The sequence below is a fragment of the Pseudomonas sp. B14(2022) genome (genome assembly GCF_012030485.1).
In the GTDB taxonomy this organism is placed as follows: domain Bacteria; phylum Pseudomonadota; class Gammaproteobacteria; order Pseudomonadales; family Pseudomonadaceae; genus Aquipseudomonas.
Genome location: NZ_JAAUVM010000032.1, coordinates 21,130 through 47,363, shown reverse-complemented (window position 1 = coordinate 47,363; position 26,234 = coordinate 21,130). Strand labels below are relative to the sequence as shown.

At 61.2% G+C, this 26,234-nt stretch carries 28 protein-coding genes; 21 read left to right on the top strand and 7 right to left on the bottom strand.

Annotation, left to right across the window (positions count from 1 at the left end):
* The first annotated feature begins 12 nt into the window (after positions 1-12).
* Positions 13-1,116: a sigma-54 interaction domain-containing protein gene (locus tag HCF10_RS29075; protein WP_131699202.1), complete on the top strand. Its 1,104-nt coding sequence runs from the start codon at positions 13-15 to the stop codon at positions 1,114-1,116.
* Here HCF10_RS29075 and HCF10_RS29070 read toward each other — a convergent pair.
* Positions 1,105-1,470: an antibiotic biosynthesis monooxygenase gene (locus HCF10_RS29070; RefSeq protein ID WP_065924540.1), complete on the bottom strand. Its 366-nt coding sequence runs from the start codon at positions 1,468-1,470 to the stop codon at positions 1,105-1,107. The two genes, HCF10_RS29075 and HCF10_RS29070, sit on opposite strands and share 12 nt — an antisense overlap.
* Positions 1,471-1,569: 99 nt before the next feature.
* Here HCF10_RS29070 and soxR point away from each other — a divergent pair, with 99 nt between their 5' ends.
* From soxR to HCF10_RS29020, 10 genes are all read left to right on the top strand, one after another.
* On the top strand, positions 1,570-2,010 hold the full coding sequence (gene soxR, locus HCF10_RS29065; RefSeq protein ID WP_131699201.1) for a redox-sensitive transcriptional activator SoxR: 441 nt from the start codon (positions 1,570-1,572) through the stop codon (positions 2,008-2,010).
* A gap of 91 nt (positions 2,011-2,101) precedes the next feature.
* Complete coding sequence (locus HCF10_RS29060) at positions 2,102-2,560, top strand: VOC family protein (RefSeq protein WP_145338802.1); 459 nt, start codon at positions 2,102-2,104, stop codon at positions 2,558-2,560.
* 220 nt (positions 2,561-2,780) lie between these two features.
* Positions 2,781-3,983, top strand: coding sequence for a PepSY-associated TM helix domain-containing protein (locus tag HCF10_RS29055; protein WP_167656916.1), 1,203 nt, complete (start codon positions 2,781-2,783; stop codon positions 3,981-3,983).
* On the top strand, positions 3,980-4,519 hold the full coding sequence (locus HCF10_RS29050) for a thiamine pyrophosphate-binding protein (RefSeq protein ID WP_131699198.1): 540 nt from the start codon (positions 3,980-3,982) through the stop codon (positions 4,517-4,519). Before HCF10_RS29055 ends, HCF10_RS29050 begins: the two co-directional genes overlap by 4 nt.
* On the top strand, positions 4,516-4,839 hold the full coding sequence (locus HCF10_RS29045; RefSeq protein WP_131699197.1) for a hypothetical protein: 324 nt from the start codon (positions 4,516-4,518) through the stop codon (positions 4,837-4,839). Before HCF10_RS29050 ends, HCF10_RS29045 begins: the two co-directional genes overlap by 4 nt.
* A complete protein-coding gene (locus HCF10_RS29040) occupies positions 4,836-5,396 on the top strand; it encodes a DUF6162 family protein (protein ID WP_167656915.1) in 561 nt (186 codons plus the stop codon). The genes HCF10_RS29045 and HCF10_RS29040 overlap by 4 nt, the downstream gene beginning before the upstream one ends.
* Before the next feature lie 19 nt (positions 5,397-5,415).
* Positions 5,416-6,336 carry a metal ABC transporter substrate-binding protein gene (locus HCF10_RS29035; RefSeq protein ID WP_167656914.1) on the top strand — a complete coding sequence of 307 codons (921 nt, stop codon included), beginning with the start codon at positions 5,416-5,418 and terminating at the stop codon, positions 6,334-6,336.
* Positions 6,333-7,079 (top strand): metal ABC transporter ATP-binding protein, encoded by a 747-nt coding sequence (locus HCF10_RS29030; RefSeq protein WP_167656913.1) that lies wholly within the window; start codon positions 6,333-6,335, stop codon positions 7,077-7,079. The genes HCF10_RS29035 and HCF10_RS29030 overlap by 4 nt, the downstream gene beginning before the upstream one ends.
* Positions 7,076-7,975 (top strand): metal ABC transporter permease, encoded by a 900-nt coding sequence (locus HCF10_RS29025; RefSeq protein ID WP_131699194.1) that lies wholly within the window; start codon positions 7,076-7,078, stop codon positions 7,973-7,975. Before HCF10_RS29030 ends, HCF10_RS29025 begins: the two co-directional genes overlap by 4 nt.
* Entirely contained in the window at positions 7,975-8,898 is a 924-nt protein-coding gene (locus HCF10_RS29020) for a metal ABC transporter solute-binding protein, Zn/Mn family (RefSeq protein ID WP_167656912.1), read from the top strand. The genes HCF10_RS29025 and HCF10_RS29020 overlap by 1 nt, the downstream gene beginning before the upstream one ends.
* 15 nt (positions 8,899-8,913) lie before the next feature.
* On the opposite strand, the gene HCF10_RS29015 is transcribed toward HCF10_RS29020, so the two are convergent.
* Positions 8,914-9,627: a UTRA domain-containing protein gene (locus tag HCF10_RS29015; RefSeq protein WP_145338800.1), complete on the bottom strand. Its 714-nt coding sequence runs from the start codon at positions 9,625-9,627 to the stop codon at positions 8,914-8,916.
* A 347-nt stretch (positions 9,628-9,974) separates the two neighbouring features.
* Here HCF10_RS29015 and HCF10_RS29010 point away from each other — a divergent pair, with 347 nt between their 5' ends.
* From HCF10_RS29010 to HCF10_RS28985, 6 genes are all read left to right on the top strand, one after another.
* The gene (locus tag HCF10_RS29010; RefSeq protein WP_131699191.1) at positions 9,975-11,051 is read left to right on the top strand and encodes an ABC transporter substrate-binding protein; all 1,077 of its coding nucleotides are present in this window, start codon (positions 9,975-9,977) and stop codon (positions 11,049-11,051) included.
* Between the two features lie 189 nt (positions 11,052-11,240).
* Positions 11,241-12,047 carry an alkaline phosphatase family protein gene (locus HCF10_RS29005; protein WP_167656911.1) on the top strand — a complete coding sequence of 269 codons (807 nt, stop codon included), beginning with the start codon at positions 11,241-11,243 and terminating at the stop codon, positions 12,045-12,047.
* The gene (locus HCF10_RS29000) at positions 12,044-12,889 is read left to right on the top strand and encodes an ABC transporter permease (RefSeq protein WP_145338799.1); all 846 of its coding nucleotides are present in this window, start codon (positions 12,044-12,046) and stop codon (positions 12,887-12,889) included. The genes HCF10_RS29005 and HCF10_RS29000 overlap by 4 nt, the downstream gene beginning before the upstream one ends.
* Positions 12,876-13,676: an ABC transporter permease gene (locus tag HCF10_RS28995; protein ID WP_131699188.1), complete on the top strand. Its 801-nt coding sequence runs from the start codon at positions 12,876-12,878 to the stop codon at positions 13,674-13,676. The genes HCF10_RS29000 and HCF10_RS28995 overlap by 14 nt, the downstream gene beginning before the upstream one ends.
* Entirely contained in the window at positions 13,673-14,662 is a 990-nt protein-coding gene (locus tag HCF10_RS28990; RefSeq protein ID WP_167656910.1) for an ABC transporter ATP-binding protein, read from the top strand. The genes HCF10_RS28995 and HCF10_RS28990 overlap by 4 nt, the downstream gene beginning before the upstream one ends.
* A gap of 30 nt (positions 14,663-14,692) precedes the next feature.
* Positions 14,693-15,346, top strand: coding sequence for an HAD family hydrolase (locus HCF10_RS28985; protein WP_145338798.1), 654 nt, complete (start codon positions 14,693-14,695; stop codon positions 15,344-15,346).
* Positions 15,347-15,504: 158 nt separating this feature from the next.
* Here HCF10_RS28985 and HCF10_RS28980 read toward each other — a convergent pair whose 3' ends face one another.
* On the bottom strand, positions 15,505-16,467 hold the full coding sequence (locus HCF10_RS28980) for a zinc-binding dehydrogenase (RefSeq protein ID WP_145338797.1): 963 nt from the start codon (positions 16,465-16,467) through the stop codon (positions 15,505-15,507).
* Positions 16,468-16,605: 138 nt separating this feature from the next.
* Between HCF10_RS28980 and HCF10_RS28975 the strand changes: the two genes are divergently transcribed.
* Together HCF10_RS28975 and HCF10_RS28970 are read left to right on the top strand one after the other, a co-directional pair.
* Positions 16,606-18,687, top strand: coding sequence for a carboxy terminal-processing peptidase (locus tag HCF10_RS28975; protein ID WP_184746227.1), 2,082 nt, complete (start codon positions 16,606-16,608; stop codon positions 18,685-18,687).
* A 118-nt stretch (positions 18,688-18,805) separates the two neighbouring features.
* A complete protein-coding gene (locus HCF10_RS28970) occupies positions 18,806-20,575 on the top strand; it encodes a bifunctional diguanylate cyclase/phosphodiesterase (protein ID WP_131699183.1) in 1,770 nt (589 codons plus the stop codon).
* Here the strand turns inward: HCF10_RS28970 and HCF10_RS28965 are convergent.
* The 4 genes from HCF10_RS28965 to HCF10_RS28950 form a co-directional block, all read right to left on the bottom strand.
* A complete protein-coding gene (locus HCF10_RS28965; protein ID WP_005786715.1) occupies positions 20,572-20,943 on the bottom strand; it encodes a hypothetical protein in 372 nt (123 codons plus the stop codon). The genes HCF10_RS28970 and HCF10_RS28965 overlap by 4 nt on opposite strands.
* Positions 20,940-21,278, bottom strand: coding sequence for a helix-turn-helix domain-containing protein (locus tag HCF10_RS28960; protein ID WP_131699182.1), 339 nt, complete (start codon positions 21,276-21,278; stop codon positions 20,940-20,942). The genes HCF10_RS28965 and HCF10_RS28960 overlap by 4 nt, the downstream gene beginning before the upstream one ends.
* A gap of 93 nt (positions 21,279-21,371) precedes the next feature.
* Positions 21,372-21,830: a YkvA family protein gene (locus tag HCF10_RS28955; protein WP_131699181.1), complete on the bottom strand. Its 459-nt coding sequence runs from the start codon at positions 21,828-21,830 to the stop codon at positions 21,372-21,374.
* Positions 21,831-22,142: 312 nt separating this feature from the next.
* Positions 22,143-22,874, bottom strand: coding sequence for an FKBP-type peptidyl-prolyl cis-trans isomerase (locus HCF10_RS28950; protein ID WP_131699180.1), 732 nt, complete (start codon positions 22,872-22,874; stop codon positions 22,143-22,145).
* A gap of 258 nt (positions 22,875-23,132) precedes the next feature.
* On the opposite strand from HCF10_RS28950, the gene HCF10_RS28945 reads away from it, so the two are divergent.
* Positions 23,133-24,941 (top strand): di-heme-cytochrome C peroxidase, encoded by a 1,809-nt coding sequence (locus HCF10_RS28945; protein ID WP_167656908.1) that lies wholly within the window; start codon positions 23,133-23,135, stop codon positions 24,939-24,941.
* On the top strand, positions 24,938-26,104 hold the full coding sequence (locus HCF10_RS28940) for a catalase family protein (RefSeq protein ID WP_167656907.1): 1,167 nt from the start codon (positions 24,938-24,940) through the stop codon (positions 26,102-26,104). Before HCF10_RS28945 ends, HCF10_RS28940 begins: the two co-directional genes overlap by 4 nt.
* Positions 26,105-26,234 lie beyond the last annotated feature (130 nt).

The following is a 26,234-nucleotide window of genomic DNA, read 5'->3' as shown; positions in this document are numbered from 1 at the left end:
AAAGAGGTGCCCATGCAGCTTCTAACCTTACCGCCCTCGCCCGCCCTCGCGACGTCGATTCGCGCCACGGCGCAGGTCTTCGAAGACCCGAAATCCAAGGCGCTGCTCGACCATATCCAGCAAGTGGCGCCCAGCGAAGCCAGCGTGCTGATCATCGGCGAGACCGGAACCGGTAAAGAGCTGGTGGCGCGCCATATCCACAACCTCAGCGCGCGGCGCAACCGGCCGTTCGTAGCGGTGAACTGCGGCGCGTTCTCTGAATCCCTGGTGGAAGCCGAGCTGTTCGGCCATGAAAAAGGCGCGTTTACCGGCGCCCTGAGTGCCAAGGCCGGCTGGTTCGAAGAGGCAGATGGTGGCACCTTGTTCCTCGATGAAATCGGCGATTTGCCGATGCCCATCCAGGTCAAGTTGCTGCGGGTGCTGCAGGAGCGTGAAGTGGTGCGCCTGGGTTCGCGTAAGAGCATTGCGATCGATGTGCGCGTACTGGCCGCCACCAACGTACAACTGGAAAAGGCCATCAACGCCGGGCACTTCCGCGAAGACCTCTACTACCGCCTTGACGTGGTCAGCCTCGAGCTCAGCCCGCTGCGCGAGCGCCCCGGCGATATCCTGCCGCTGACCCGGCATTTTATCGAAGCCTACAGCCAGCGCCTGGGCTACGGCCCGATCACCATCAGCCGCGAAGCCGAACACAAGCTAAAGAGCTACAGCTGGCCGGGCAATATCCGCGAGCTGGAAAACGTGATTCACCACACCCTGCTGATCTGCCGTAACGGCGTGATCGAACGCGACGACCTGCGCCTGTCGAACATGCGCATCGAGCGCCAGGACGACAGCCAGCACGGCACCGACAACAGCGCTGAGGCCTTGCTGGAGCGCGCGTTTCAAAAGCTCTTCGAAGAACAGGCCGGCGCCCTGCACGAAAAGGTCGAAGATGCGCTATTGCGCGCCGCCTACCGCTTCAGCCATTACAACCAGGTGCACACCGCCAACCTGCTGGGGCTGAGCCGCAACGTCACGCGCACGCGCCTGATCAAGATCGGCGAGTTGGCGGTAAACAAGCGCCGCCCCGGGGAAAATGTGCAAGGCGAACGGATGCTGCATCTATCCATTTAGCCGGCAGTGCAACGCGTTGTCATGGCTGCGCTCGAAACTGCGCAGCACCTGGAACGAACCGAAGGTCACGGCCGTGGCCTGGTGCGCGCGAATCAGCGTCCAGAAATCCTCCTCGCCATGCTCAAAGCACTGGAACGCCGCTTCACCGTCCTCGCGGGAACGCCACTGCAGGTAATTGAGCACCCGCCGCCCGTCTTCGCTGACCTGCACACTCGCATTGATAAAACCGCCATGGCCCTGGGCCAGGCGCTCGCTTTGGGTGGACAAGGCGGCCACCAGCGCCACTTGTTGCTGGGGTTCGATGTGAAATTCGATCAACTGAGTGAAGCTGCGATTCTTCTCAGATACCTGCATGAAAACTCCCCTTTCTCTGTAGGCAGAATCTTGCGATTCAATGTCACGCAGGGTAAAACCTCTAGTTAAGTCAAGGTCAAGCGCTTAATCGGAGTTTTCATGATTACCAAGGAACTCACCGTGGGCCAACTGGCAGCCCGCAGCGGCGTGGCCGTCACGGCCCTGCACTTCTATGAAAACAAGGGGCTGATCAAGAGTCATCGCACTGCCGGCAATCAACGGCGCTATCCCCGGGATGTACTGCGCCGGGTGGTGGTGATCAAGATCGCCCAGCGCCTGGGAATTCCGTTGGCGACGATTGGCGAGGCCTTGCAGACGCTGCCGAATGGACGCACGCCCAACGCTCAAGACTGGGAGCGCTTGTCCGCGCGGTGGCGGGAAGACCTGGATGAACGCATCAATAAGCTGATGCTGCTGCGCGACAAGCTCAATGGCTGCATTGGTTGCGGGTGCCTGTCGATGGACGCGTGCCCGCTGCGTAACCAGGATGACCAGCTCGCTGAGCGCGGGCCGGGGGCTCAGTTGCTGGAACCCAGTTGAGCATCCCCTGGTCGGGACCGACAGAGCCCTTGATTGGCGTGGCCTATAGTGAAAAGGCCGGTTCACCACCACCCCAATCAAGGAGAACGATATGAGCGTTAAACCTATTCCGGAGGGTTATCACAGCGTCACGCCCTATATGGGCATCGACAAAGCCTCAGAGGCTATCGAGTTTTACAAAAAAGCCTTCGGCGCCACCCAGATCATGCGCCTGGACATGCCCGATGGCAGGGTTGGCCATGCTGAGCTGCGCATTGGTGATTCGGCGATCATGCTGGGCACGCCCTGCGATCAGATGTCCCTGGGCAATCCGACTGAAAGCACGAGTGTGGCCTTGCATCTGTATGTGAACGACGTGGACGCGCAGTTCAAACAAGCCGTCGCAGCCGGCGCCAGCGTGGTGTCCGAACCAGAGGACCGCTTCTATGGCGACCGCTCGGGCAGCGTGAAGGATCCCTACGGTCACCTCTGGTACCTCGCCACCCGCAAGGAAGACCTCAGCGAAGAACAGATCCGTCAACGCGCCATGGAGATGTTCCAGCAAGACTGAGCATCGGGGCCGGTTCGCCGGCTCCTCCCCACCTCATGATCAACCCCTGCACGCCTTAAACCCACTGAATGTGAACCTGAAACATTTTCTTTCATATCGGCCTTGGGGATTTCTCATTCTCATCCGTCTTAATTTAGATACAGCCCGTCGCGTCAGCAAAAGCTACGACTGGCCTTTTTCGGGCCTCTTTCGCCCCCCTCTGATCAAGACCCTCATTCACATGTCCAAGAAGTCACGCTCAAAACTCTGGTTTCTCGTACATAGCTGGCTGGCCTTGCCCATCTGGTTCTTTGTACTGATCGTCTGCGTCACCGGCACCCTGGCGGTGGTCAGCCAGGAAATCGTGTGGCTGGCCAACCCGGACATCCGTGCGAGCAAGCCGTCGGATGATGCCGAGCCGCTGAGCTACGACCAGGTGATCAGCGCCATCAAGCGGGCCGAACCCCAGGTAATCGTGCAGTCTCTCAGTCGTCCGGACGAATCGCACTTTGCCCTGAGTGTCGACCTCAGCTACCCCGACGGTCGCTCGGTAGAGGTCTACGTCAACCCGTACACCGGGGCGATCCAGGGCATCAGCCCATCGTTCGACTTCCGTCAGTTCACCCGCGCCCTGCATGGTTGGTGGCTGGTGCCGTTTACCAATGGCTTCAGCTGGGGCTGGTACCTGGTGTCGCTGCTCGGTTTGCCGTTACTGGCCTCACTGGTCACCGGGCTGGTGGTGTACAAGCGCTTCTGGAAAGGCTTTTTCAAGCCGACCCTGCGTATCCGCCACGGCGCGCGAATTTTCTGGGGCGACTTCCACCGTCTGAGCGGTATCTGGTCGATCTGGTTTATTGCGGTGATTTCCATCACCGGCACCTGGTTCCTGATCCAGGCAATCCTGGGTGATAACCAGATCTCCATCTCCAGCGAGCCCATCGTCCCGGTGATCGCCCGTGAAAAAGTCCCAACCTCAGCCCCAGGCGTGCCGGCACCGATGATTCCCGTGGATGAGGCGATCGCGATCGCTACCCAACGTATCCCGGGGCTGGAGGCGAGTTTCGTGAGCCTGCCGCTCAATGCCTACAGCCACCTGCAAATCGGCGGGCGAGGCTGGTATCCGCTGATGTTCCAGACCGCGCAGATCAACCCGTATGACGGTGAAATCGCCTCGTCGCACCTGCTGTCCGACCGCACCAAGCTGGAGTTCGTCACCGAATCCATGCGGCCCCTGCACACCGGCGACTTCGGTGGCCTCTGGATCAAGCTGATCTGGGCGTTCTTCGGCCTCGTGCTGAGCATGATGGTCCTGAGCGGCTTGCTGATCTGGACCAAGCGCACTGCCCTGGCCACCCTCAACGCTCTCAAGCGCGAAGCCAAGACGCAACGTGCGCCGGCGTCCATCCCGGCCATGCAGGCTGAAACCTCGGAGGCCAACTCATGAGCAAGTCCGCTAACGCTACCCCGCCTTCACCGTTGCGGTCCTTTTGGCTGAAATGGCGTTTCCACATCAATGTCCTGTTGTTGCTGGTACCGCTGGGCTTTATGCCCAAATACTTCGCCGATGCCGCGCTGTTTCGCGGTGATACCGGCATCGGCGAGCGTGTGGCCGGCGATGTGCAGGTCGGACCCTGGAGCCTCAAACTGGCCGAATTCCGCAATGAAGGCCCGCGCCCCGACCCGGCCGGCCCGATGAAGTTCTTCAATGCCGCCCTGTGTGACACCTGCGCCGACCAGGTCAAGGCCACGTACCTGCGCATCGGCAAACCGCGCAGCCTGCGTGCCGCCGGGGTGATTTTCTTCGGCACCCCGTACCGCATGGGTGCCGGCCTGCCCGTGCCGGAACGCACCCCCGTCGACGCCGAACTGTGGGTCACCATGGAAGGCTGGGACGGCACCATGCACCAGGGTTCCATCCCGTTGAGCCAGGCCTCGCCTGCCACCATTGCCTGGCTGAACAAGCAAGGAGTTAAACCATGACGTTCAAGCGCCTGTCCCGCGCCGCGCTGTTGCTGTGCGCCGGTTTCAGTACCACAGCCTTTGCCCACAACCCGATGTGCGAATGCAAGGAAATCCCCGGCGAGCAGATCCAGTGCAAAGGCGGTTTCTCCGACGGCAGCGGCGCCCCCGGCGTGACCCTGGATGTGATCGGCTACGACGAAACCATCCTGGTGCCCGGCAAGCTCGGCCAGGACTCCACCCTGACCTTCAAAAAGCCCGCGTCCGAGTTCTACGTGCTGTTTGATGCCGGCCCCGGTCACGTGGTGGAAATCGACCAAGCGGATATCCAGGCTCAATGAGTACCACACAGGTTGTACGCCCCGCCGGTGCCGGCCACGAAACCCTCTACGTGCTGCTGCTGTGCCTGATCATCCTGGCGGTGGCGGGAACGGTGGTGGCGCTGCACGGTGAAACCCAGGAGGTCGCGGCGGTGCCCAGCCATCAACTGGACGCCCGCCGCGACCTGAGCGCCGCCGAACAAGGTATCTACGCCGACCTGCGGGTCACGCTGGATGAAATCCACGTGCTGCAGCAAGAGCAAAGCGCCCTGCCCACTCCCGAGCAACTGGCCGAAGAAGGCTTTGCGCCGTTTGCCCACGACGCCAGTTCGGTCAGTCGTGGCGACCATCGCTGGCAGTTGCTGGCGAATTCGGCCTACCTGGGACTGAGCCAGGCACCGACCACCAGTGGCTCGCTGCTCATGCGCGTGCAAGGTGACGAGCCGGACATCTGGCTCAACCGCAGCAAAGACCTGGCCACCCCCGCCGACCTCACTGACCAGGCGCTGATCGCAGCCGGCTGGCAGCAGGTGATCGCGCAATTCGATGCCGGCGTCACCCGCCAGCACCGCCACTGAACGAGAAGACCGATTGCCCATGTCTATTTCATCTCCCCTGTTGCGCGTATTTCTGGTTGGCCTGTTCAGCCTGATACTCGCTCCCCTCGCGAATGCCGAGGCGGCCAAACGCCTGCGTATCGGTATCACCCTGCACCCGTATTACAGCTACGTGGCCAATATCGTCGGCGACAAGGCAGAAGTGGTGCCGCTGATCCCGGCCGGCTTCAACCCCCACGCCTACGAGCCACGCGCCGAAGACATCAAGCGCATCGGCACCCTGGATGTGATCGTGCTCAACGGCGTCGGCCATGACGACTTCGCCGACCGCATGATCGCCACCAGCGAGCGCCCGGACATCCCGGTGATCGAAGCCAACGCCAATGTGCCGCTGCTGGCGGCTACCGGCAACGCCGCGCGTGGTGCCGGCAAGGTGGTCAACCCGCACACGTTCCTGTCGATCAGTGCGTCGATTGCCCAGGTCAACAACATCGCCCGGGAACTGGGCAAGCTCGACCCGGACAACGCCAAGACCTACACCCAGAACGCCCGCGCCTATGGCAAACGCCTGCGGCAGATGCGTGCCGATGCCCTGGCCAAGTTGACCGGCGCGCCCAACCCGGACCTGCGCGTCGCCACCGTGCACGCGGCCTACGATTACCTGCTGCGCGAGTTCGGCCTGGAAGTCACGGCCGTGGTCGAGCCGGCCCACGGTATCGAGCCGAGCCCCAGCCAGTTGAAGAAAACCATCGATGAACTGCGCGCCCTGGACGTGAAGGTGATCTTCTCGGAGCTGGATTTCCCGTCCACTTACGTCGACACCATCCAGCGCGAATCCGGGGTCAAGCTGTACCCGCTGTCACATATTTCCTACGGCGAATACAGCGCTGAAAAATACGAAGTGGAAATGACCGGCAACCTCAACACCGTGGTGCGGGCGATTCAGGAGTCGGGGGCATGACCGCAGCGGAACAACTTAACGTCGCCTGCGTCGGTCCGACCCTCGACTTCGACAAGGTGTCCCTGACCCTGGGCCGCACCGTGATCCTCGACGGCGTGAGCTTCCAGGTGCAGCCGGGCAGTGTTCATGCGCTGGTGGGCCCCAACGGCGGCGGTAAGAGCTCGCTGATCAAGACCCTGCTGGGACAAACGCCGCACCAGGGTCGGTTAAGCCTGCAGTGGCCGTCCACGCCCGGCACCATCGGTTATGTGCCCCAGGCGCTGGAGTTCGACCGTGGTTTGCCGATGACCGTCGACGATTTCATGGCCGCCATGTGTCAGCGCCGTCCGGCGTTTCTGGGGTTGTCCAAACAGTACGCCGCCGCGATTGGCGAGGCGCTGGAACGGGTCGGCATGCAGGACAAGCGCAAGCGCCGCATGGGCGCACTGTCTGGCGGCGAGCGCCAGCGCGTGTTGTTGGCCCAGGGGTTGATTCCCGCGCCGCAACTGCTGGTCCTCGATGAACCGATGTCGGCCCTCGATGAGGCCGGCATCCAGGTGTTCGAACGCTTGCTCAGTGACTGGCGCCTGGCCGGGATCACCGTGCTATGGATCGAGCACGACCTGGAAGCCGTGGGCCGCCTGGCCGACCGCGTCACCGGCCTGAACCGCCGCCTGCTGTTCGACGCCACGCCGAAAGAGGCGCTGACGCCGGACCGCTTGCTGACACTGTTCTCTACCCATCCTCGGAGCACGGCGCAATGAGTTATGAAGCGTTTCGCCTGATGGTCCAGGGCTGGGCATCGTCCGGTTACCTGCCGGAAGCGCTGGCCTATGGTTTTGTCGTCAACGCCCTGCTCGCCGGCCTGCTGATCGGCCCGGTGCTGGGCGGCCTGGGCACGCTGGTGGTGGTCAAGCGCTTTGCGTTTTTCTCCGAAGCGGTCGGTCATGCCGCGCTGACCGGCGTGGCCGTGGGCATTCTGCTGGGCGAGCCCTACACCGGCCCCTATGGCAGCCTGTTCGGTTACTGCCTGTTGTTCGGCATCCTGCTCAACTACCTGCGCAACCGCACCGGCCTGGCGCCAGACACCTTGATCGGCGTGTTCCTGTCGGTGTCCCTGGCACTGGGCGCCAGCCTGCTGCTGATCCTGGCGGGCAAGATCAACGTGCACATCCTCGAAAACGTGCTGTTCGGTTCGGTGCTGACGGTCAACGGCAACGACTTGCTGGTACTGGCGATTGTCGGCGCCCTGGTGATGGCGCTGGCGCTGCCGCTGTACAACCGCATCATGCTCGCCAGCTTCAACCCGCAATTGGCGGCGGTGCGTGGCGTGGCGGTGAAGACCCTGGACTACCTGTTCGTGATCCTGGTGACGCTGATCACCGTGGCGGCAGTCAAGGTCATTGGCGCCATCCTGGTGGGCGCGCTGCTGGTGATTCCGGCCGCGGCGGCACGCTTGCTGAGCCAGTCGCTCAAAGGCTTCTTCTGGATCTCGGTGGTGATCGCCACCGTCAGCACCCTGTGCGGGATCCTGTTGCCGATCATCTTCGACCTGCCCATCCCCTCCGGTGCCGCGATCATCCTGATGGCCGGTATCGCCTTTGCCTTTGCCGCCATCGCGCGCGGCACCGTGCCCAGCCTTAAAGGGAACCTTGGATAATGCGCTCCGTTCTTCAACCTCTGGCGCTCGCCATCGCCTGCTTCATTACCACGCCGTTGATGGCCGCCAACGAGGGCAAGCCTGCTGCTCACGCGGCAAAACCGGTCAAAGTCCTGGCCTCGCTGCCGATCACCTACGGCCTCGCGCAGGTGCTGCTCAAGGGCACCGACGTGCAGCTTGAGCGCGCGGCCCCCGCCAACCTGCCGGGCTCGCGACAGGTGTCGTACTTCACCGGGCGTGGCGCGACGGCACTGAACACCCTGGCCCAGGACGCCGACGCCGCCATCGGCCTGCGCTCGCTGTGGGCCGATGACCCGCTCTACCCCGTGGCCCGGCGCAGCAATATCCGCATCGTCGAAATCGATGCCGCACGCCCGGTGGATGGCGGCTTGCCGGGAATCGCCGTGCAACCTGGCGTCACCGATGGTTTGAACAGCCAGCCGTGGCAATCGAGCAACAACCTGGGACGCATGGCCGATGTCCTGGCCGCCGACCTGAGCCGCCTGGCCCCGGGCGCCAAGGCGAAGATCGACGCCAACCTGGCCGCCCTCAAGCAACGCCTGCTCAAGCTCAGCGCCGACAGCGAGGCGCGACTGGCCAAGGCGGACAACCTGAGTGTGGTCAGTTTGAGCGATCACTTTGCGTATCTAATCAGCAGTTTGAATCTGGAACTGCTCAGCACCGATGCCCGGCCCGACGCCGATTGGACGCCTGGGGCATTACAGAAACTCAGTGCAGCGCTGAAGGACAACGACGTGGCCGTAGTGCTGCATCATCGCCAGCCGAGTGACGCAGTGAAAGCCGCTATCACGGCAGGCGGCTCAACGCTGCTGGTGTTGAACGTAGACGGCGCGGACCCGGTATCGGAGCTGGAGGGCAATGTGGATCAGGTGATCAAGGCACTCACGGTGCACTCACTGTAGGAGCGAGCCCCCCGATCACACCACATCGACGCCGACATGAATCGCATCATGCCGCCAGAACTCCAGGTCGCAGTCGATCAACCGCTGGTGCTGGTCATAATTGACCCGGGCGATCCGCAAGCCCGGGCTGCCCACCGACATGCGCAATGCCGCCGCAGCCTCCACCGGCAATGAGGTCGGCACGATCTCGAAGCGCACCCGCCCGTAGTGCAAGTCGTACTTGCGCGCATACAACTCGGTCATCGACTGATTCAGGTCGCACTCAAGAATCCCCGGGAAATACTGCGGGTTCAGGTAGTGCTCCACGTATAACACCAGCCGCCCGTCAATCCGCCGCCCCCGGCAGATCTGGATCACGCGGGACAACGCTGGCAACTGCAGCCACGCACACACCGCCGCCGAGGCCGGTTGCAGCCGCGCACTGATGACTTCGGTGGACGCCACCCGCCCCTGGTCGTTGACCATGGCGTGAAAGTGACTGCGCTGCATCAGGTTGTAGGCCAGCCGAGGCGGCGAGACAAACCAGCCACGACGCTCCTCGCGATAAATCTGCCCTTGAGCCTCCAGTTGTAACAAGGCTTCCCGCACCGTAATTCGAGTGGTACCAAACAACTCGCTGAGCTTGCGCTCGGCGGGCAGCTTGCTTGCGGGCGGCAACAGGCCGTGGTCGATCTGCTCTTGCAGCGCCAGGCCAATGGATGTCACCGCCTTGATTGCCTCATCACGCATCAACGTTACCTATCTGGACTAGACCAGCACTGTTCAGGTGCACAAACCGCTGCATAAATGGGCTTGCACGACTGCCTGCCAGCCTAGGCACTCCTGATGACCGACAGATGACAGTCCCTGTCCCGTCCCTGCACCACACCCTGCAATACGCCGGCCAAGTCCAGTCCCTGCGGGCATTTGAGCATGGTCTACGCTAAGTCTGCGCCGAACGACATCAAGGCTTTAAAAACGACATCGACATGAAACTGTCATCCATCGCGTCTAGATTGGCTCAGGTATTGCTCTGACCTAGACCAACAACACCGTAGAAAACACCGCCGCGTTGAAAACGCCCAAAGGAGCTTCGGATGAAACAGCTTTTCCTGGCATCACTGTTAGGCTCGACCATTGCCATGTGCACCGCCGCCATGGCCGCTGATACCGATTTAAAAACTCTGGAAGCCGCCGCGAAAGCGGAAGGTGCCGTCAACAGCGTCGGCATGCCCGATGACTGGGCCAACTGGAAAGGCACCTGGGAAGACCTGGCCAAGACCTACGGCCTCAAGCACATCGACACCGACATGAGCTCGGCCCAGGAAATCGCCAAGTTCAAAGCCGAAAAAGACAACGCCAGCGCTGACATCGGCGACGTAGGCGCCGCCTTCGGCCCGATCGCGGTGAAGCAGGAAGTCACCCAGCCGTATAAACCTTCTACCTGGGCTTCGGTGCCGGATTGGGCGAAAGACAAGGACGGTCACTGGGCCCTGGCCTACACCGGCACCATCGCGTTCATCGTCAACAAGAAGCTGCTGCACGGCTCCGAAGTCCCTACCAGCTGGGCTGACCTGCAAACCGGCAAATACAAAGTCTCGGTGGGTGACGTGAGCACTGCGGCCCAGGCCTCCAACGCCGTACTCGCCGCCGCCATCGCCAATAAAGGCGATGAAAAGAACATCGCCCCCGGCCTGCAATTCTTCACCAAGATCGCCCAGCAAGGTCGCCTCGGCCTGTCCAACCCGACCATCGCCACCATGGAAAAAGGCGAAGTCGAAGTGGGGATCGTCTGGGACTTCAACGGCCTGAGCTACAAAGCCAAGATGGCCAACCCGGATGACTACGTGGTGTTGATCCCATCGGACGGCTCGGTGAAATCCGGCTACACCACCATCATCAACAAATACGCCAAGCACCCGAACGCCGCCAAGCTGACCCGCGAATACATCTTCAGCGACGCCGGCCAACTCAACCTGGCGCGTGGCAACGCACGTCCGATCCGTGCTGAAACCGACCTGAAACTGCCGGCCGACATTGCCAAGAACCTGATCCCGGGCGAGCAATACACCAAGGCCAACCCGCAGCCGATCAAGGATGCCGATGCCTGGGAAGCGACGTCCAAAAAGCTGCCTCAGCTGTGGAACGAGCAGGTCATCGTAGAGATGAAGTAAGGGTTTATCCCACATTGGAGCTCCAGTGGAGATCCAATGTGGGAGGGGGCTTGCCCCCGATAACGGTGAATCAGCTAACAAATCCGTTGAATGACACACCGCTATCGGGGGCAAGCCCCCTCCCACATTTTTGACCCCGTTCCTCCAGAGGAATTGAGCCAAGTCAATCATTGCGGAGCGTCGCCCCCCATGAAGCACCCAGTCATCCTTGTCGTGCTCGACGGCCTGAACTTCGAGGTTGCCCGGCACACAATGGGGCACTTGCAGGCCTATGTCGGCGCAGGACGCGCAGCCCTCTACACGCTGGAATGTGAACTGCCCGCCCTGTCCCGCCCGCTGTATGAATGCATCCTCACCGGTGTGCCACCGATCCACAGCGGTATCGTGCACAACCAGGTCTCGCGCCTGTCCAACCAGCGCAGCATTTTCCATTACGCCACCGACGCGGGTCTTACCACTGCCGCGGCGGCTTACCATTGGGTCAGCGAGTTGTATAACCGCACGCCCTTTCTCGCCGCACGGGATCGTCATACCGACGACAAGGCGCTGGCGATCCAGCACGGGCATTTCTACTGGAATGACCACTACCCGGATTCCCACCTGTTCGCCGACGCCGAAAGCCTGCGGCTCAGGCACGCGCCGGACTTCCTGGTGGTGCACCCGATGAACATCGACGACGCCGGCCACAAGCACGGCCTCGACACACCGCAGTACCGCAACAGCGCACGCTCGGCCGACATCCTCCTGGCCGACTACCTGCAAGCCTGGCTCGATGCCGGTTACCAGGTGCTGGTGACCGCCGACCACGGCATGAACAACGACCGCTCCCACAACGGCCTGCTGCCGGAAGAACGGGAAGTGCCGCTGTTCGTCCTCGGCGATGCCTTCAGCCTGGACGCCGGGGCCACACCGAAACAGACCGACCTGTGCGGCACCGTCTGCGAACTGCTGGGCGTACCCCACGACAAACCTGTGTGCCGGGAGTTACTGAAGTGAGTTCAATATCCCGCGGCAAATGGCTGGCGCTGCTGTGCCTGGTGCCTTTCGCGCTGTTTTTTATCGTGTTCGAGATCGCCCCGCTGGTATGGGTGCTGATCAATAGTCTGCAAACCGAAGAAACCGGGTGGGGCGTGGACAACTTCACGCGCATCTTCAGTTCGAAGTTCTACCTGCAGGCCATCCAGTTCAGCCTGGAGATCAGCTTCTACTCGAGCATCTTCGGCATCATCATCGCCACGCTGGGCAGTTACTCCCTCCGCCGGGTGGATTCGCCGCTGCGCAACTTCGTCACCGCCTTCGCCAACATGACCAGCAACTTTGCCGGCGTGCCCCTGGCCTTCGCGTTCATCATTTTGCTGGGGTTCAACGGCAGCATCACCATCATGCTCAAGCAAGCCGGGATCATTCAGGACTTCAACCTGTACTCCAAGACCGGCTTGATCATCCTCTATACCTACTTCCAGATTCCGCTCGGCGTGCTGCTGCTCTACCCCGCCTTTGACGCACTGCGCGAAGACTGGCGTGAGTCGGCGGCCCTGCTCGGCGCCAATGGCTGGCAGTTCTGGCGACATATCGGCTTGCCGGTGCTCACCCCGGCGCTACTGGGCACGTTCGTGATCCTGCTGGCCAATGCCCTGGGTGCCTACGCGACGGTCTACGCCTTGACCACCGGTAACTTCAACGTGCTGCCGATTCGTATCGCCGGCCTGGTGTCGGGGGATGTATCCCTCGATCCGAACATGGCCAGCGCCCTGGCCGTGGTGCTGGTGGCGCTGATGACCGTGGTCACCGTGGTCCATCAACTGCTGCTCAAGAGGAGCTACCATGTCTCGCGCTGAAGCCGGCCCGGCCTCCCTCTACCACCGCGTGGTGGTGTACCTGTTGTTCGCGATCCTGGTGCTGCCGCTGATCGGCACCTTTGTCTACTCCATTGCCAGCAGTTGGTCGGCGACCATTCTGCCGGCTGGCTTCACGGTGAAATGGTATGTGCAACTGTGGAGTGACCCACGCTTCCTGATGGCCTTCGGGCAATCCTTGCTGGTGTGCGTGGGTGCGCTGATCCTGTCGGTGGTGTTGATCCTGCCGCTGCTGTTCGTGGTGCATTACCACTTTCCCAAGCTCGACGCCTTGATGAACATCCTGATCCTGCTGCCGTTTGCGGTGCCGCCGGTGGTGTCGTCGGTGGGCCTCCTGCAGCTGTACGGTTCCGGGCCGTTGGCGATGGTGGGCACGCCGTGGATCCTGATCGGCTGCTACTTCACCGTGGCGCTGCCGTTCATGTACCGGGCGATCACCAACAACCTGCAAGCCATCAACCTGCGCGACCTGATGGACGCCTCGCAACTGCTTGGCGCCAGCACCTGGCAAGCCGCGATCTTCGTGGTGCTGCCCAACCTGCGCAAAGGCCTGATGGTGGCGCTGCTGCTGTCGTTCTCGTTCCTGTTCGGTGAGTTCGTGTTCGCCAATATCCTCGTGGGCACTCGCTACGAAACCCTGCAGGTGTACCTGAACAACATGCGCAACAGCAGCGGCCACTTCACCAGCGCCGTCGTGATTTCCTATTTCTTCTTTGTGCTGGTGCTGACCTGGGCCGCCAATATCTTGAACAAGGACAAAAGCCAATGAGCTTCGTCAGCGTCCAACACCTGCAAAAAAGCTACGCCGGCACCCCGGTGTTCAGTGACATCAACTGCGAAGTCGCCAAGGGCGAGTTCGTCACCCTGCTCGGCCCATCCGGTTGCGGCAAGTCCACCCTGCTGCGCTGCATCGCCGGCCTGACGTCAGTGGACAGTGGGAAAATCCTGCTGGACGGCCAGGACATCGTTCCGCTGAGCCCGCAAAAACGCAACATCGGCATGGTGTTCCAGAGCTACGCGCTGTTCCCCAACATGACTGTGGAACAGAACGTCGCCTTCGGCCTGCGCATGCAAAAGGTCAACGCCGATGAAAGCCACAAGCGCGTGCAGGAAGTGCTGCAACTGGTGGAACTCAAGGACCTGGCCGGCCGCTACCCGCACCAGATGTCCGGTGGCCAGTGCCAACGTGTGGCCCTGGCCCGCTCACTGGTCACTCGCCCGCGCCTGTTGCTGCTGGATGAACCGTTGTCGGCGCTGGATGCACGGATTCGCAAGCACCTGCGCGAACAGATCCGCCAGATCCAGCGCGAACTGGGGTTGACCACGATCTTCGTAACCCATGACCAGGAAGAAGCCCTGACCATGTCGGACCGGATCTTCCTGATGAACCAGGGCAAGATCGTGCAAAGCGGCGATGCAGAGACCCTCTACACCGCACCGGTGGATGTATTCGCCGCCGGTTTTATCGGCAACTACAACCTGCTGGACGCCGACAAGGCCAGCCAACTGCTGCAACGCCCGATCAGCGGGCGCATCGCGATTCGCCCGGAGGCCATCGAACTGAGCCACAACGGCGAACTCGACGCGCTGGTGCGCAGCCACAGCCTGCTGGGCAACGTGATTCGCTACCGCATCGAAGCCCGTGGCGTGGAATTGGTGGTGGACGTGCTCAACCGCTCGGCGGACGATCTGCACCCGGACGGCCAGCGCCTGGCACTTTCCATCGACCCCAGTGCGCTGTGTGAAGTAGCCTGAGCAGCAGTGAATTTTGAGAGAGCGTAACGGATGGCATTGGTAATTTTTGATTTGGACGACACCCTGATCCATGGCGACTGCGCCACCCTCTGGAGCGAACAGATGGGTCGCCTGGGCTGGGTCGACCCGGAGTCGTTCATGCGCAGGAACAACGAGCTGATGGACGCCTACAGCCGGGGCGAACTGGCCATGGAAGACTTCATGGACTTCAGCCTGGAGCCGATGATCGGCCGCACCCCGGAGGAAATCGACCACTTGGTGGAGCCCTGGGTCGAGGATGTGATTGAGCCGCTGATCTACAGCGACGCCACCAGGACCATCGCCCGCCACCGCGCGAACGGCGACCGGATCCTGGTGATCTCCGCATCGGGGACTCACCTGGTGAAACCGATCGCCGCGCGCATCGGTATCGATGAAGTGCTGGGAATTGAGCTGGAGATCAGTCATGGCGTGTACAGCGGCCGTACCGTGGGTGTACTCACCTACCGCGAAGGCAAGATCACACGCTTGCTGGAATGGTTGGAGCAGGAAGGCGAGACGCTGGACGGCGCGTACTTCTATTCGGATTCGCGCAATGACTTGCCGTTGCTGTTGAAGGTGGATCACCCGCAGGTGGTGAACCCGGATCCGGTGCTGCGCGAGCATGCCGAGAAGGCCGGCTGGCCAATCCACCACTGGGTCTGACACCGCCTATCCAGACTTGAAATCCAATCAAATGTGGGTGGGAGCTTGCTGCCGATGGCGGTGTATCAGTGAAGAATATTTCATCTGACACACCGCCATCGGGAGCAAGTCGAATCGTCGCACCGCCCCTCCCACATCGACCCTATTCCAATCCGGGATCAGGTGAGGCTTTCGTCAATCACCAACACCAACTTCCCGGCAATCTGATTGGTCGCCAACTCCGCAAACGCCGCCTCGGCATCCTTGATCGGGAACGTCTTGGCCAATTGCGGGCTCAGACGCCCTTCGGCAAACAACGGCCATACATGCTGGCTCAGGTCGCTGAACAGGTCGGCCTTGAACTGATCGTCACGGCTGCGCAGGGTCGAGCCCAACAACTGAATACGCTTGCCCAGCACCTGGGCCAGGTCCAACTGCGCCTCGCGGCCGCCCATCAAGCCAATCAATACCCAGCGACCGTCCAGCGCCAGCAGCTTGAGGTCCAGCGCGGCGTAGTCGCCGCCGACCGGATCGAGGATCACATCGAATGGCCCGAAATCCCGCAGCCCTTCGATACCGTCAGTACGTACTACGCCGCCCTGGGCGCCCAAGTCTTCACAGTAGGCCAGGCGCTGCACCGAGCCGACACTGACCCAGCACGGGCTGCCAAATGCCTTGCACAACTGGATCGCCGCCGAGCCCACGCCACTGGCACCGGCATGCAGCAACACCTTCTCACCGGGCTTGAGGCCCGCCAACTGGAACAGATTGAGCCACGCCGTGCTGTACACCTCAGGCAACGCCGCCGCTTCGACCAGCGACACACCTTCCGGTACCGGCAACACGTGCCGTGCATCCACCACCACTTCTTCGGCCATGCCGCCACCGGCCAGCAGCGCACAAACGCGATCGCCCACTTGCCAGGACGCGCCTGCGCCCACTTCACTGATTACCCCGGAGCACTCAAGGCCGAGCACAGGGCTGGCGCCAGGTGGTGGCGGATAGAGCCCGGCACGCTGCAATAAATCGGCACGATTAAGGCCAGCAGCTGCCACGCGAATGCGCACCTGGCCTACATCACATGTAGGACTTGGTTCGTCCAACCACTCCACATGACCTTCAACGCCTTGCAATGCTTTCACAGTGCCTCCATAGTGAGTCTGGACTGAGCCCGTAGCAGTAGCGTCGGGCTTTTTGCATTATGCGACCGGCCCCTATGGAACCGGCAACTTCAAAGACGGCCTAATATGCGTTATCAATTGCCCCCGCGTCGAATCAGCATGAAGCATCTGTTCCCCAGCACCGCCCTCGCTCTTTTCATTGGTATCGGCTTCGCGTCGATGTCGACCAATACGTTCGCAGCCAACAGCTGGGACAACCTTCAGCCGGACCGCGATGAGGTGATTGCCAGCCTTAACGTCGTCGAGTTGCTCAAGCGTCATCACTACAGCAAGCCGCCGTTGGACGACGCGCGCTCGGTGATCATCTACGACAGCTACCTCAAGCTGCTGGATCCGTCGCGCAGCTACTTCCTGGCCAGCGATATCGCTGAGTTCGACAAGTGGAAGACCCAGTTCGACGACTTCCTCAAAAGCGGCGACCTGCAGCCCGGCTTCACCATCTACAAGCGCTACCTGGACCGCGTCAAAGCGCGTCTGGATTTCGCCTTGGCTGAGCTGAACAAGGGCGTCGACAAACTCGATTTCACCCAGAAGGAAACCCTTCTGGTGGATCGCAAGGACGCGCCTTGGCTGACCAGCACCGCCGCCCTCGACGACCTGTGGCGCAAACGCGTCAAGGACGAAGTGCTGCGCCTGAAGATCGCCGGCAAAGAGCCCAAGGCCATCCAGGAGTTGTTGACCAAGCGCTACAAGAATCAGCTGGCGCGTCTGGACCAGACCCGTGCCGAAGATATCTTCCAGGCCTACATCAACACCTTCGCGATGTCCTACGATCCGCACACCAATTATCTGTCGCCAGATAACGCGGAAAACTTCGATATCAACATGAGTCTGTCGCTGGAAGGCATCGGTGCCGTCCTGCAAAGCGACAACGACCAAGTGAAGATCGTGCGTCTGGTCCCGGCCGGTCCGGCAGACAAGACCAAGCAGGTTGCGCCTGCCGACAAGATCATCGGTGTGGCCCAGGCCGACAAAGAGATGGTCGATGTGGTCGGCTGGCGCCTGGACGAAGTGGTCAAGCTGATCCGTGGGCCGAAAGGCAGCGTGGTGCGCCTGGAAGTGATTCCGCACACCAATGCCCCGAACGACCAGACCAGCAAGATCGTGTCCATCACCCGTGAAGCGGTGAAGCTCGAAGACCAGGCGGTGCAAAAGAAAGTCCTCAACCTCAAGCAGGATGGTAAGGACTACAAGCTGGGCGTGATTGAAATCCCGGCCTTCTACCTGGACTTCAAGGCCTTCCGTGCCGGCGACCCGGACTACAAGTCCACCACCCGCGACGTGAAGAAAATCCTTACCGAGCTGCAGAAGGAAAAAGTCGACGGCGTGGTCATCGACCTGCGCAACAACGGCGGCGGTTCCCTGCAGGAAGCCACCGAGCTGACCAGCCTGTTTATCGACAAGGGCCCGACCGTATTGGTACGCAATGCTGACGGCCGTGTCGACGTGCTCGAAGACGAGAACCCGGGCGCCTTCTACAAAGGCCCGATGGCGTTGCTGGTCAACCGCCTGTCAGCCTCGGCTTCGGAGATTTTCGCCGGCGCCATGCAGGACTATCACCGCGCGTTGATCATCGGCGGCCAGACCTTCGGCAAAGGCACCGTGCAGACCATCCAGCCGCTGAACCATGGCGAGCTCAAGCTGACGCTGGCCAAGTTCTACCGGGTTTCCGGGCAGAGCACCCAGCATCAGGGCGTCCTGCCGGACATCGATTTCCCGTCGATCATCGACACCAAGGAAATCGGCGAAAGCGCTCTGCCGGAAGCCATGCCTTGGGACACCATCCGCCCTGCGATCAAGCCGGCCTCGGACCCGTTCAAGCCGTTCCTGGCGCAATTGAAGGCTGATCACGATACCCGCTCCGCCAAGGATGCCGAGTTTGTGTTCATCCGCGACAAGCTGGCCCTGGCCAAGAAGCTGATGGAAGAAAAAACCGTCAGCCTCAATGAAGTGGACCGTCGTGCACAGCACTCCGACATCGAAAACAAGCAACTCGTATTGGAAAACATCCGCCGCAAGGCCAAGGGTGAAGAACCACTCAAGGAGCTGAAGAAAGAAGACGAAGATGCGCTGCCGACCGAGGCGGATAAAACCAAGCCGGAAGACGACGCTTACCTGGCCGAGAGCGGCCGGATCCTGCTGGACTACCTGAAAATCTCCAAACAGGTGGCCAAGCAGTAAATGATGGCGATTTAACGTGATCGCTCCTCGGAGTGTCATCATATAGACATCATTCTGTCGTGAAATGAAGGACCGCAGGCGTAACGCCTGCGGTCCTTTTTTTTCGATCGAGATCGCCATGACTATGACCGAACAGCTGAGTGCATTGGGCTCTATCCTGGCTCAAGGCAGTTTGCACAGCCTGTTCCAACCGATCATCTGCCTGTCAGAACGGCGCATCCTTGGCTACGAAGCCCTCAGCCGCGGCCCGTCGAACAGCCCGCTGCACTCGCCCATCGCCCTGTTCTCGGTGGCGCGCCACGCCGGGCGCCTCAGCGAACTGGAAATGACCTGCCGCGAAAGCGCATGCCGACGCTTCAGCGAGCAAAAGCTGCCGGGCAAGCTGTTCCTGAATGTATCGCCGGAATCCTTGATGGACACGGCTCACCAGCCGGGGCGCACGCTGCAATTGCTACGCGACTTCGGGATTCCACCCAGCCAAGTGGTGATCGAGCTCACCGAGCAAACACCCACCGACGATTTCGACCTGCTGCAAACCGCCCTGCACCATTACCGTGATATGGGCTTCGCCATCGCGCTTGATGACCTGGGCGCCGGCTATTCCAGCCTGCGACTGTGGTCGGAACTGCGCCCGGATTACGTGAAGATCGACCGGCACTTTATCGACGGCATCCATCAGGATGCGCTCAAGCGTGAGTTTGTCGGCTCCATCCTGCAAATCGCCAGGGCCTCACGGGCCCAGGTGATTGCCGAGGGCATCGAATTGCCGGAAGAGCTGGCGGTATTGACCGAAATGGGCGTCGACCTGGTCCAGGGTTACCTGCTCTGCCGTCCACAGGAGCAACCGCCACAGGAAGCGCGCCAGATGCTGCCCAAGCCCGATCAGGCCAACGTGGCGCTCAACGAAGAAGCCGGCGACCTTAGCGCCCTGATCAACGAGCAACCGGCGGTCGATCAGGACACCGCGACCGCTCAGGTGTTGGAGGCGTTCCGCCGCCAGGCCAACCTTAACTCCCTGGCGGTTCTGGATGGACGCGGCCACCCGGTGGGTATCGTGCACCGGCATTCGCTGTCGGATGCGCTGCTCAAGCCGTTTGCCACCGACCTGTTTGCGCGCAAGCCCATCAGCCGGCTGATGAGTACGGATTTTCTGGCGGTGGAGTTGAGCCAGTCGCTGCAACAGGTCAGCCGCCTGCTGACCAGCCGCGCACGGCAACGCATCGAAGAAGACTTCATCATCACGCTCAATGGCGACTACCTGGGCCTGGGCCGGGTGATCGATGTACTCAAACTGATCACCGAACTGAAAATCCAGCAGGCGCGCTATGCCAATCCCCTGACCCTGCTGCCTGGCAACGTGCCGATCCAGCAGTGCCTGACGCGACTGTTACAACAACAGCGGGAATCGGTGATCTGCTACGTGGATATCGACAGCTTCAAGCCGTTCAACGACATCTACGGCTACGGACGTGGGGATGAGGTGTTGCTGTGCCTGGCGCAGTGCCTTAACGACCGGGTCGACCCCAGCCGCGACTTTGTCGGGCATATCGGTGGCGATGACTTTTTGCTGGTATTGGGGCCACAGGATTGGCGCAAGCGGCTCAACCAACTGCTGGACGATTTCCACACCCAGTGCCGGCGCTTCTACCGCGCCGAACACCTCGACGCCGGCTGCTTCGTGGCACTGAACCGCCAGGGCGTACGCCAGGAGTTTGCGTTGCTGTCACTGTCGATTGGGGTGGTGCATTTGTATCCACAGGCCTGTGGACAACTCGATGCCAGCCAGTTGGCGGAACTGGCCTCGCAGGCCAAGCACCACGCCAAGGATATGGCCGGCTACAGCATCCATGTGATCGACAGCATGGACATGTTGCCCCAGGCACTTTAAGCCTCGGCAGACTCCGGATACTCGTATTCGAACACCCGCACCACTTCCGAGGCATGCCAGGAGGCGGCGGCGACACCATCGGACGGTCCGCTGAAACGCCCCAGGCGCTCCACGCACTCAAAGAACCCGGTACGCGGCAGGCGGCTGGCGCCCTGGCTGATCACCAGGGAGCTGCGCAACGGTTGCTCGGCCTTGGCATCCAGCGCCGCCAGGTGCTCCAGGGCAGCTGCCAGGGTTTGCATCGCCGGCGTCGGAAATTGCAGACGCTCCAACAGTGCTCGGTAGGTCAGCAGATGGCGCTGGCGGCGCGCCTGGTCCAGTTCGTTAAGTAACCCATCCCAATGTTGACGACTGATACGTAGGCTCAAGACTCATCCCTCCAACCTGCAACGCCTAATTCCCAGGCCAGGCTGCGGCGGATTGCGGCATCCGGCTGACGTTCACCACTTTCGATCAATCCTAGATACGAGGGGCTGATGCCCACGGTGCGGGCCAGGGTCTCAATCGCCAGGCCCTTGGCTTCACGCAAGCCGCGCAGGTCTGCGAGCGGGCGCAAATCTTGGTCAGGCGCGGCTTGGACAGTAGGAGAAGGTGCCAGTGAAGGCTGTTGATGACCGGCAGCTTTTAGCAGCGCCTGGTACTGATCCCATGGCAAAACCGCGTACTCGGGTTCGCCATTGCGTGAAATTATCTGAATATCCATGACCGCCCCGTAGGATAACTGCACTTACTGAGTAAGCTCTTTCCTTAGGAGTGTAATCCTAACAGCCACAAAGGTCGCAGGGGGATAGCCACGTCATCCGTTTTTTTGCGGGTTTTCCTTGGCCAGCAAGGCAGGCGTGGCAGGCAGGCGCTCGACCACCGCGAGTTTTTCCGGACGCTGCGCGTCACGCCAGGTGCGGAAAGCGCTCAGCTCACCGTTCAGGGTCTTCATGACCCACGCCAGTACAGCGATGTCGTCGAGCATGCCGAACATCGGGATAAAGTCCGGGATTGCATCAATCGGGCTAAGAAAGTACATCAGCCCCGCCACCACAGAGATCAGCGCCTTGGGACTGATGGACCGATACTCGCCCCGCCAGTAAGCCAGGCACAGGGATTGAAGCAACTTGAGATCATCCTTGAGGGTGCCCAGGCGGTTGCCTTGGCTCGAGCCCTTGGCGGCGACGGCGAACAGCAAGGTCGGCAACCGCCCACGGCCCAGCAAGCGTGCAGCCATGGGCAGGAAACGGGTGAAATTGAAGGGTGGTTTCATCTGTCACTCCAGTTCCATCAAACAGAAAGGTTATCCACACAAATTGTGGATAACCTTGTGAACAGAGCCTGTTTTACCGGCTGAAAGCCACGGTCTACAAGGCTTTCAGTCAGATCGGGCGTTTTTTGCGCACATCAAAAAAACCCAAGAATTCATTGACTTGGCGCAGATGTGCCGGTACCCGTACTCGAGTCTTATATCAGACTGTTACAGCGTTCGAGCGTTCGATCGGATGTACACAGGTGCTGATTTTGAAAGCCGTGGAAACAACAACGCCCCGTCGAGACGGGGCGTTGTGTGTTCAGGCGCCGATTACTTTTTGGCGGCCGGTGCAGCAGGGGCTTCAGCCTTGGCTGGGTCCTTGATGCCCAGCAGTTCCAGATCGAATACCAGCACGGAGTTGGCTGGAATCGCCGGGCTCGGGCTCTGGGCGCCGTAAGCCAGGTCGGACGGGATGTACAACTCGACCTTCTCGCCTACGTGCATCAGTTGCAGGCCTTCGACCCAACCAGGAATCACGCCGCTGACCGGCAGGTCAATCGGGCTACCGCGATCCACGGAGCTGTCAAAGGTGGTGCCGTTGGTGAGCTTACCGGTGTAGTGAACAGTCACCACGTCAGTCGGCTTAGGCTGTGGGCCGTCGGCTTTCTTGGTGATCTTGTACTGCAGGCCGGAAGCGGTGGTGACTACACCGTCTTTCTTGGCGTTGTCTTCGAGGAATTTCTTGCCGGCGGCTGCCGACTCTTCGCTCATTTTGGTCATGCGTTCTTCAGCACGCTTCTGCAGTGCGGCAAACGCTTCAACCAGTTCGTCGTCTTTGAGCTTCTGCTCTTTCTTGCCGACGGCATCTTCGATGCCCTGGGCTACCGCTTTGGAGTCCAGGTCATCCATGCCTTCCTGAGCAAGGCTTTTGCCCATGTTCAGGCCGATGCCGTAGGAAGCTTTCTGCGCCGGGGTTTTCAGCTCTACGCTGGTCTGCGAATCACAACCCGCAAGTACCAGGCTAACCAGGGCCACCGCCGCCGCCAACCGATGCTGTTTCATGCTATTTCCTTGTTCATGCGCCAAAAGGGCATTCGAATAAAGTCGCGAGCTTATCAGGCGGCCACGACCAATGGCTACCGGCATGTGAGCAGGAAACTTCTGATAAGTTCACGTGTTTAAAAGCATTTTCATTCATGATGGGCCGCCGCGAAGGATCGTGGGACCACCTGTTACCAGGCTCATGGCCACTTGCCCCACCTGTGGCGTAGTGGCATAACAACGCGACCCCTCGACAAGGCCGAGACAAGGATAGCCATCTTGCGCATTTTTTCCCGTGTTTTACTGCTGATACTCACCGTGCTGGGCCTGATCCTGGCCGTGGTGCTGTACTACACCGTCAACCCCAAGCTGCCCGACTACGTGCCGGTGGAGCAGGTGCGCTACCAGGACCAATGGAGTGCCGCCGACCGCCAGACCTATTACTTCACGCCCCAGGGCACCCAAGTAAAAGGCCTGCACTACAACTGGTTCACCGCCCTGGAGCTGCCATTCTCCCAGCGACGTTTTGCCACGCCGGAGTACCTGGCGCGCTTTGGTTTCCTGGTCGACCCCAAACAGGTACCCACCGCACAAAACCCCGGCAACCTGCCCGTGGGGTTCGCCCGGCATAAAAACGCCGGTAGCAACGTCGAGTACCTGGATATCACCTGCGCCGCCTGCCATACCGGTGAATTGCACTTCAAGGGCCAGGCCCTGCGCATCGACGGCGGCTCGGCCCAGCACGTACTGCCTTCCAGCGTGCCAACCTTGCGTGGTGGCAGCTTCGGCCAGGCGCTGGTCGCCAGCCTTGCCGCGACCTATTACAACCCGTGGAAATTCGAGCGGTTCGCTCGCCAGGTACTGGGTGACCGCTACGACGCCGAGCACAGCCAGTTGCGCGAGGACTTCAAACAGTCGCTGAACAAGTTCCTCAAGGTCGCCTGGAACGACACCCACCGCGGCCTCTACCCCACCGAAGAAGGCCCGGGCCGCACCGACGCCTTTGGCCGAATCGCCAATGCCAGCTTTGGCGATGCCATTTCGCCGGACAACTACCACGTCGCCAATGCACCTGTGGACTACCCGCAGCTGTGGGACATCTGGACCTTCGACTGGGTGCAATGGAACGGCTCGGCCCAGCAACCCATGGCGCGTAATATCGGTGAAGCCCTCGGTGTAGGCGCGACGCTGACCTTTTTCGACGCCGCTGGCCAACCGCTTCAGGGCGATGCGCGCTACCCGTCGAGCGTGCGGGTGCGTGACCTCAACCTGATCGAAGAAACCCTGCAACGCCTCAAACCACCGAGCTGGCCCGAGGATTTGTTCGGCACCATCGACAAGCCCCTCGCCGCCCAGGGCCGCACGCTGTTCGCCGAGAACTGCGCCGGCTGCCATGTGCCGACCGTCACCCAGGAAAATGGCCGTCCCGTGCAACAGCTGAAAATGCTGCCGGTGGCGTACATCGGCACCGACCCAGGCACCGCCAGCAACATTGCAGACCAGCGCTACGACCTCAGCGCCCTGCAGTGGGACCCGGCGGAGCTGGCTAAGCTCAATGTCGAACTGCACCCCACCCCAACCGAGCCGCTGGACCTGAAAAAAATGTCCGTGGCCAAGGGCCTGGCCTACGTCACCGCCTTCGTCGAAGACCATGCCTACCGCGCCGCCGGCGTCACCCCGGCCGAGCGCCCGCGCCTGGATGGCTACGGCCTGCCCATTGGCGTGCGCGAGTTGCGTGCCTACAAGGCCCGCCCGCTGGCCGGTGTGTGGGCTACCCCGCCATTCCTGCACAACGGCTCGGTGCCGACGATCTACCAGTTGCTGTCGCCACAGGACGAGCGCAGCACCACCTTCTATAAAGGCACCTTCAACTACGACCCGCGTCACCTGGGTTTTGAGACCGCAGCGTTCAAGAATGCCTTCCTGTTCGATACCAAACTCACCGGCAACCACAACAGCGGCCACGAATTCCGTGCTGGCCAACGTGGCAATGGCGTCATCGGCCGTGGCTTGCTGCCGCAGGAACGCTGGGCGCTGCTGGAATACCTCAAAGTGCTGGGCGGCCCGCTGGAGCAACAACTGCCATGATGATCCGATCTCGATACGACCAACCTTCCCTGCTTGCCCGCCTGTGGCTGCGCATCGGCGCGTTTCTCGGCAAGACCCTGCTGTGGCTGGTGGGCCTGGGCCTGCTTGGCTGGCTGGCGAGCACGGCCTGGTTTGCCTGGCAGCACAGCGGACCGGTGTCGCCGAACGAGCAGATCCCTGCGGGTGAAGCGGCCATGACCCAGGGCATCATCCAGACGGCAGTGCGCATCGTTGACCAGCATCGCGAAGGCACGCGCTACCTGCGTGATGCCCATGCCAAGGCCCATGGTTGTGTGAAAGCCGAGGTCAGTGTGCTGCCCGATCTCGACCCGGCGTTGCGCCAGGGTGTGTTCGCCGAACCGGGTAAAACCTGGCAGGCGATGATGCGGCTGTCCAACGGCAACGCCTACCCGCAGTTCGACAGCATCCGCGATGCCCGGGGCATGGCGCTCAAGCTGTTGGACGTGCCGGGCAAACAACTACTGGCCGACCAGCAGACACGCACCGAACAGGACTTCGTGATGTTCAGCCACCCGAATTTCTTTGTCAGCGATGTGGCGGAGTACGCGCAGAACATCGGCGCCCAGGCGGATGGCAAGAAAGTGTTGGCGTTCTTTCCCAAGGCCGACCCGCGCAGCTGGCAGGTGCGCCATCTATTTATCGCCCTGGCAACCCTGGCACCCGCACCGGCGAGCCCGACGCAGACCACCTATTTTTCGGTATCGCCCTACAAGTTCGGCGCGGCCAATGCCAAGTTCCGCGTGGCGCCAGACCCGCAGAGCTGCCCGGAATACGCCTTGCCCAAACAGAACCAGGACCTGCCGAACTTCTTGCGCAGCGCCTTGAGCCAGCAGTTGTCCACCGACCGCGTGCCGGCGTGTTTCGTGTTGCAGATCCAGCGGCAGAACCCGCAGAAATTCATGCCGATCGAAGACACCAGCATCCAATGGAAGGAAAGCGATGCGCCCTACGAGAGCGTGGCCAAGGTGCGGATCCCGGCTCAAGACTTCGATACGCCGGAACAAAACCTGGCGTGCGACAACCAGTCGTTCAACCCGTGGTTCGGCGTCGCCGAGCATCGCCCCATCGGCGGTATCAATCGCTTGCGCAAGGCGGTGTACGAAGCGGTCAGCGATTACCGTCACAGCCGCAACACCCCGTAAAAAGCGCGTAACAATGGGCCCGGCGTCGTAAGGATTGCGTCGGGTCTATTGAGGCGCTTTCGCCGTAACTCTACCGTGGGCGCCTACTCCATCACGTAGGACGCCCATCGTGGAAAGCTCAACCCTAGGC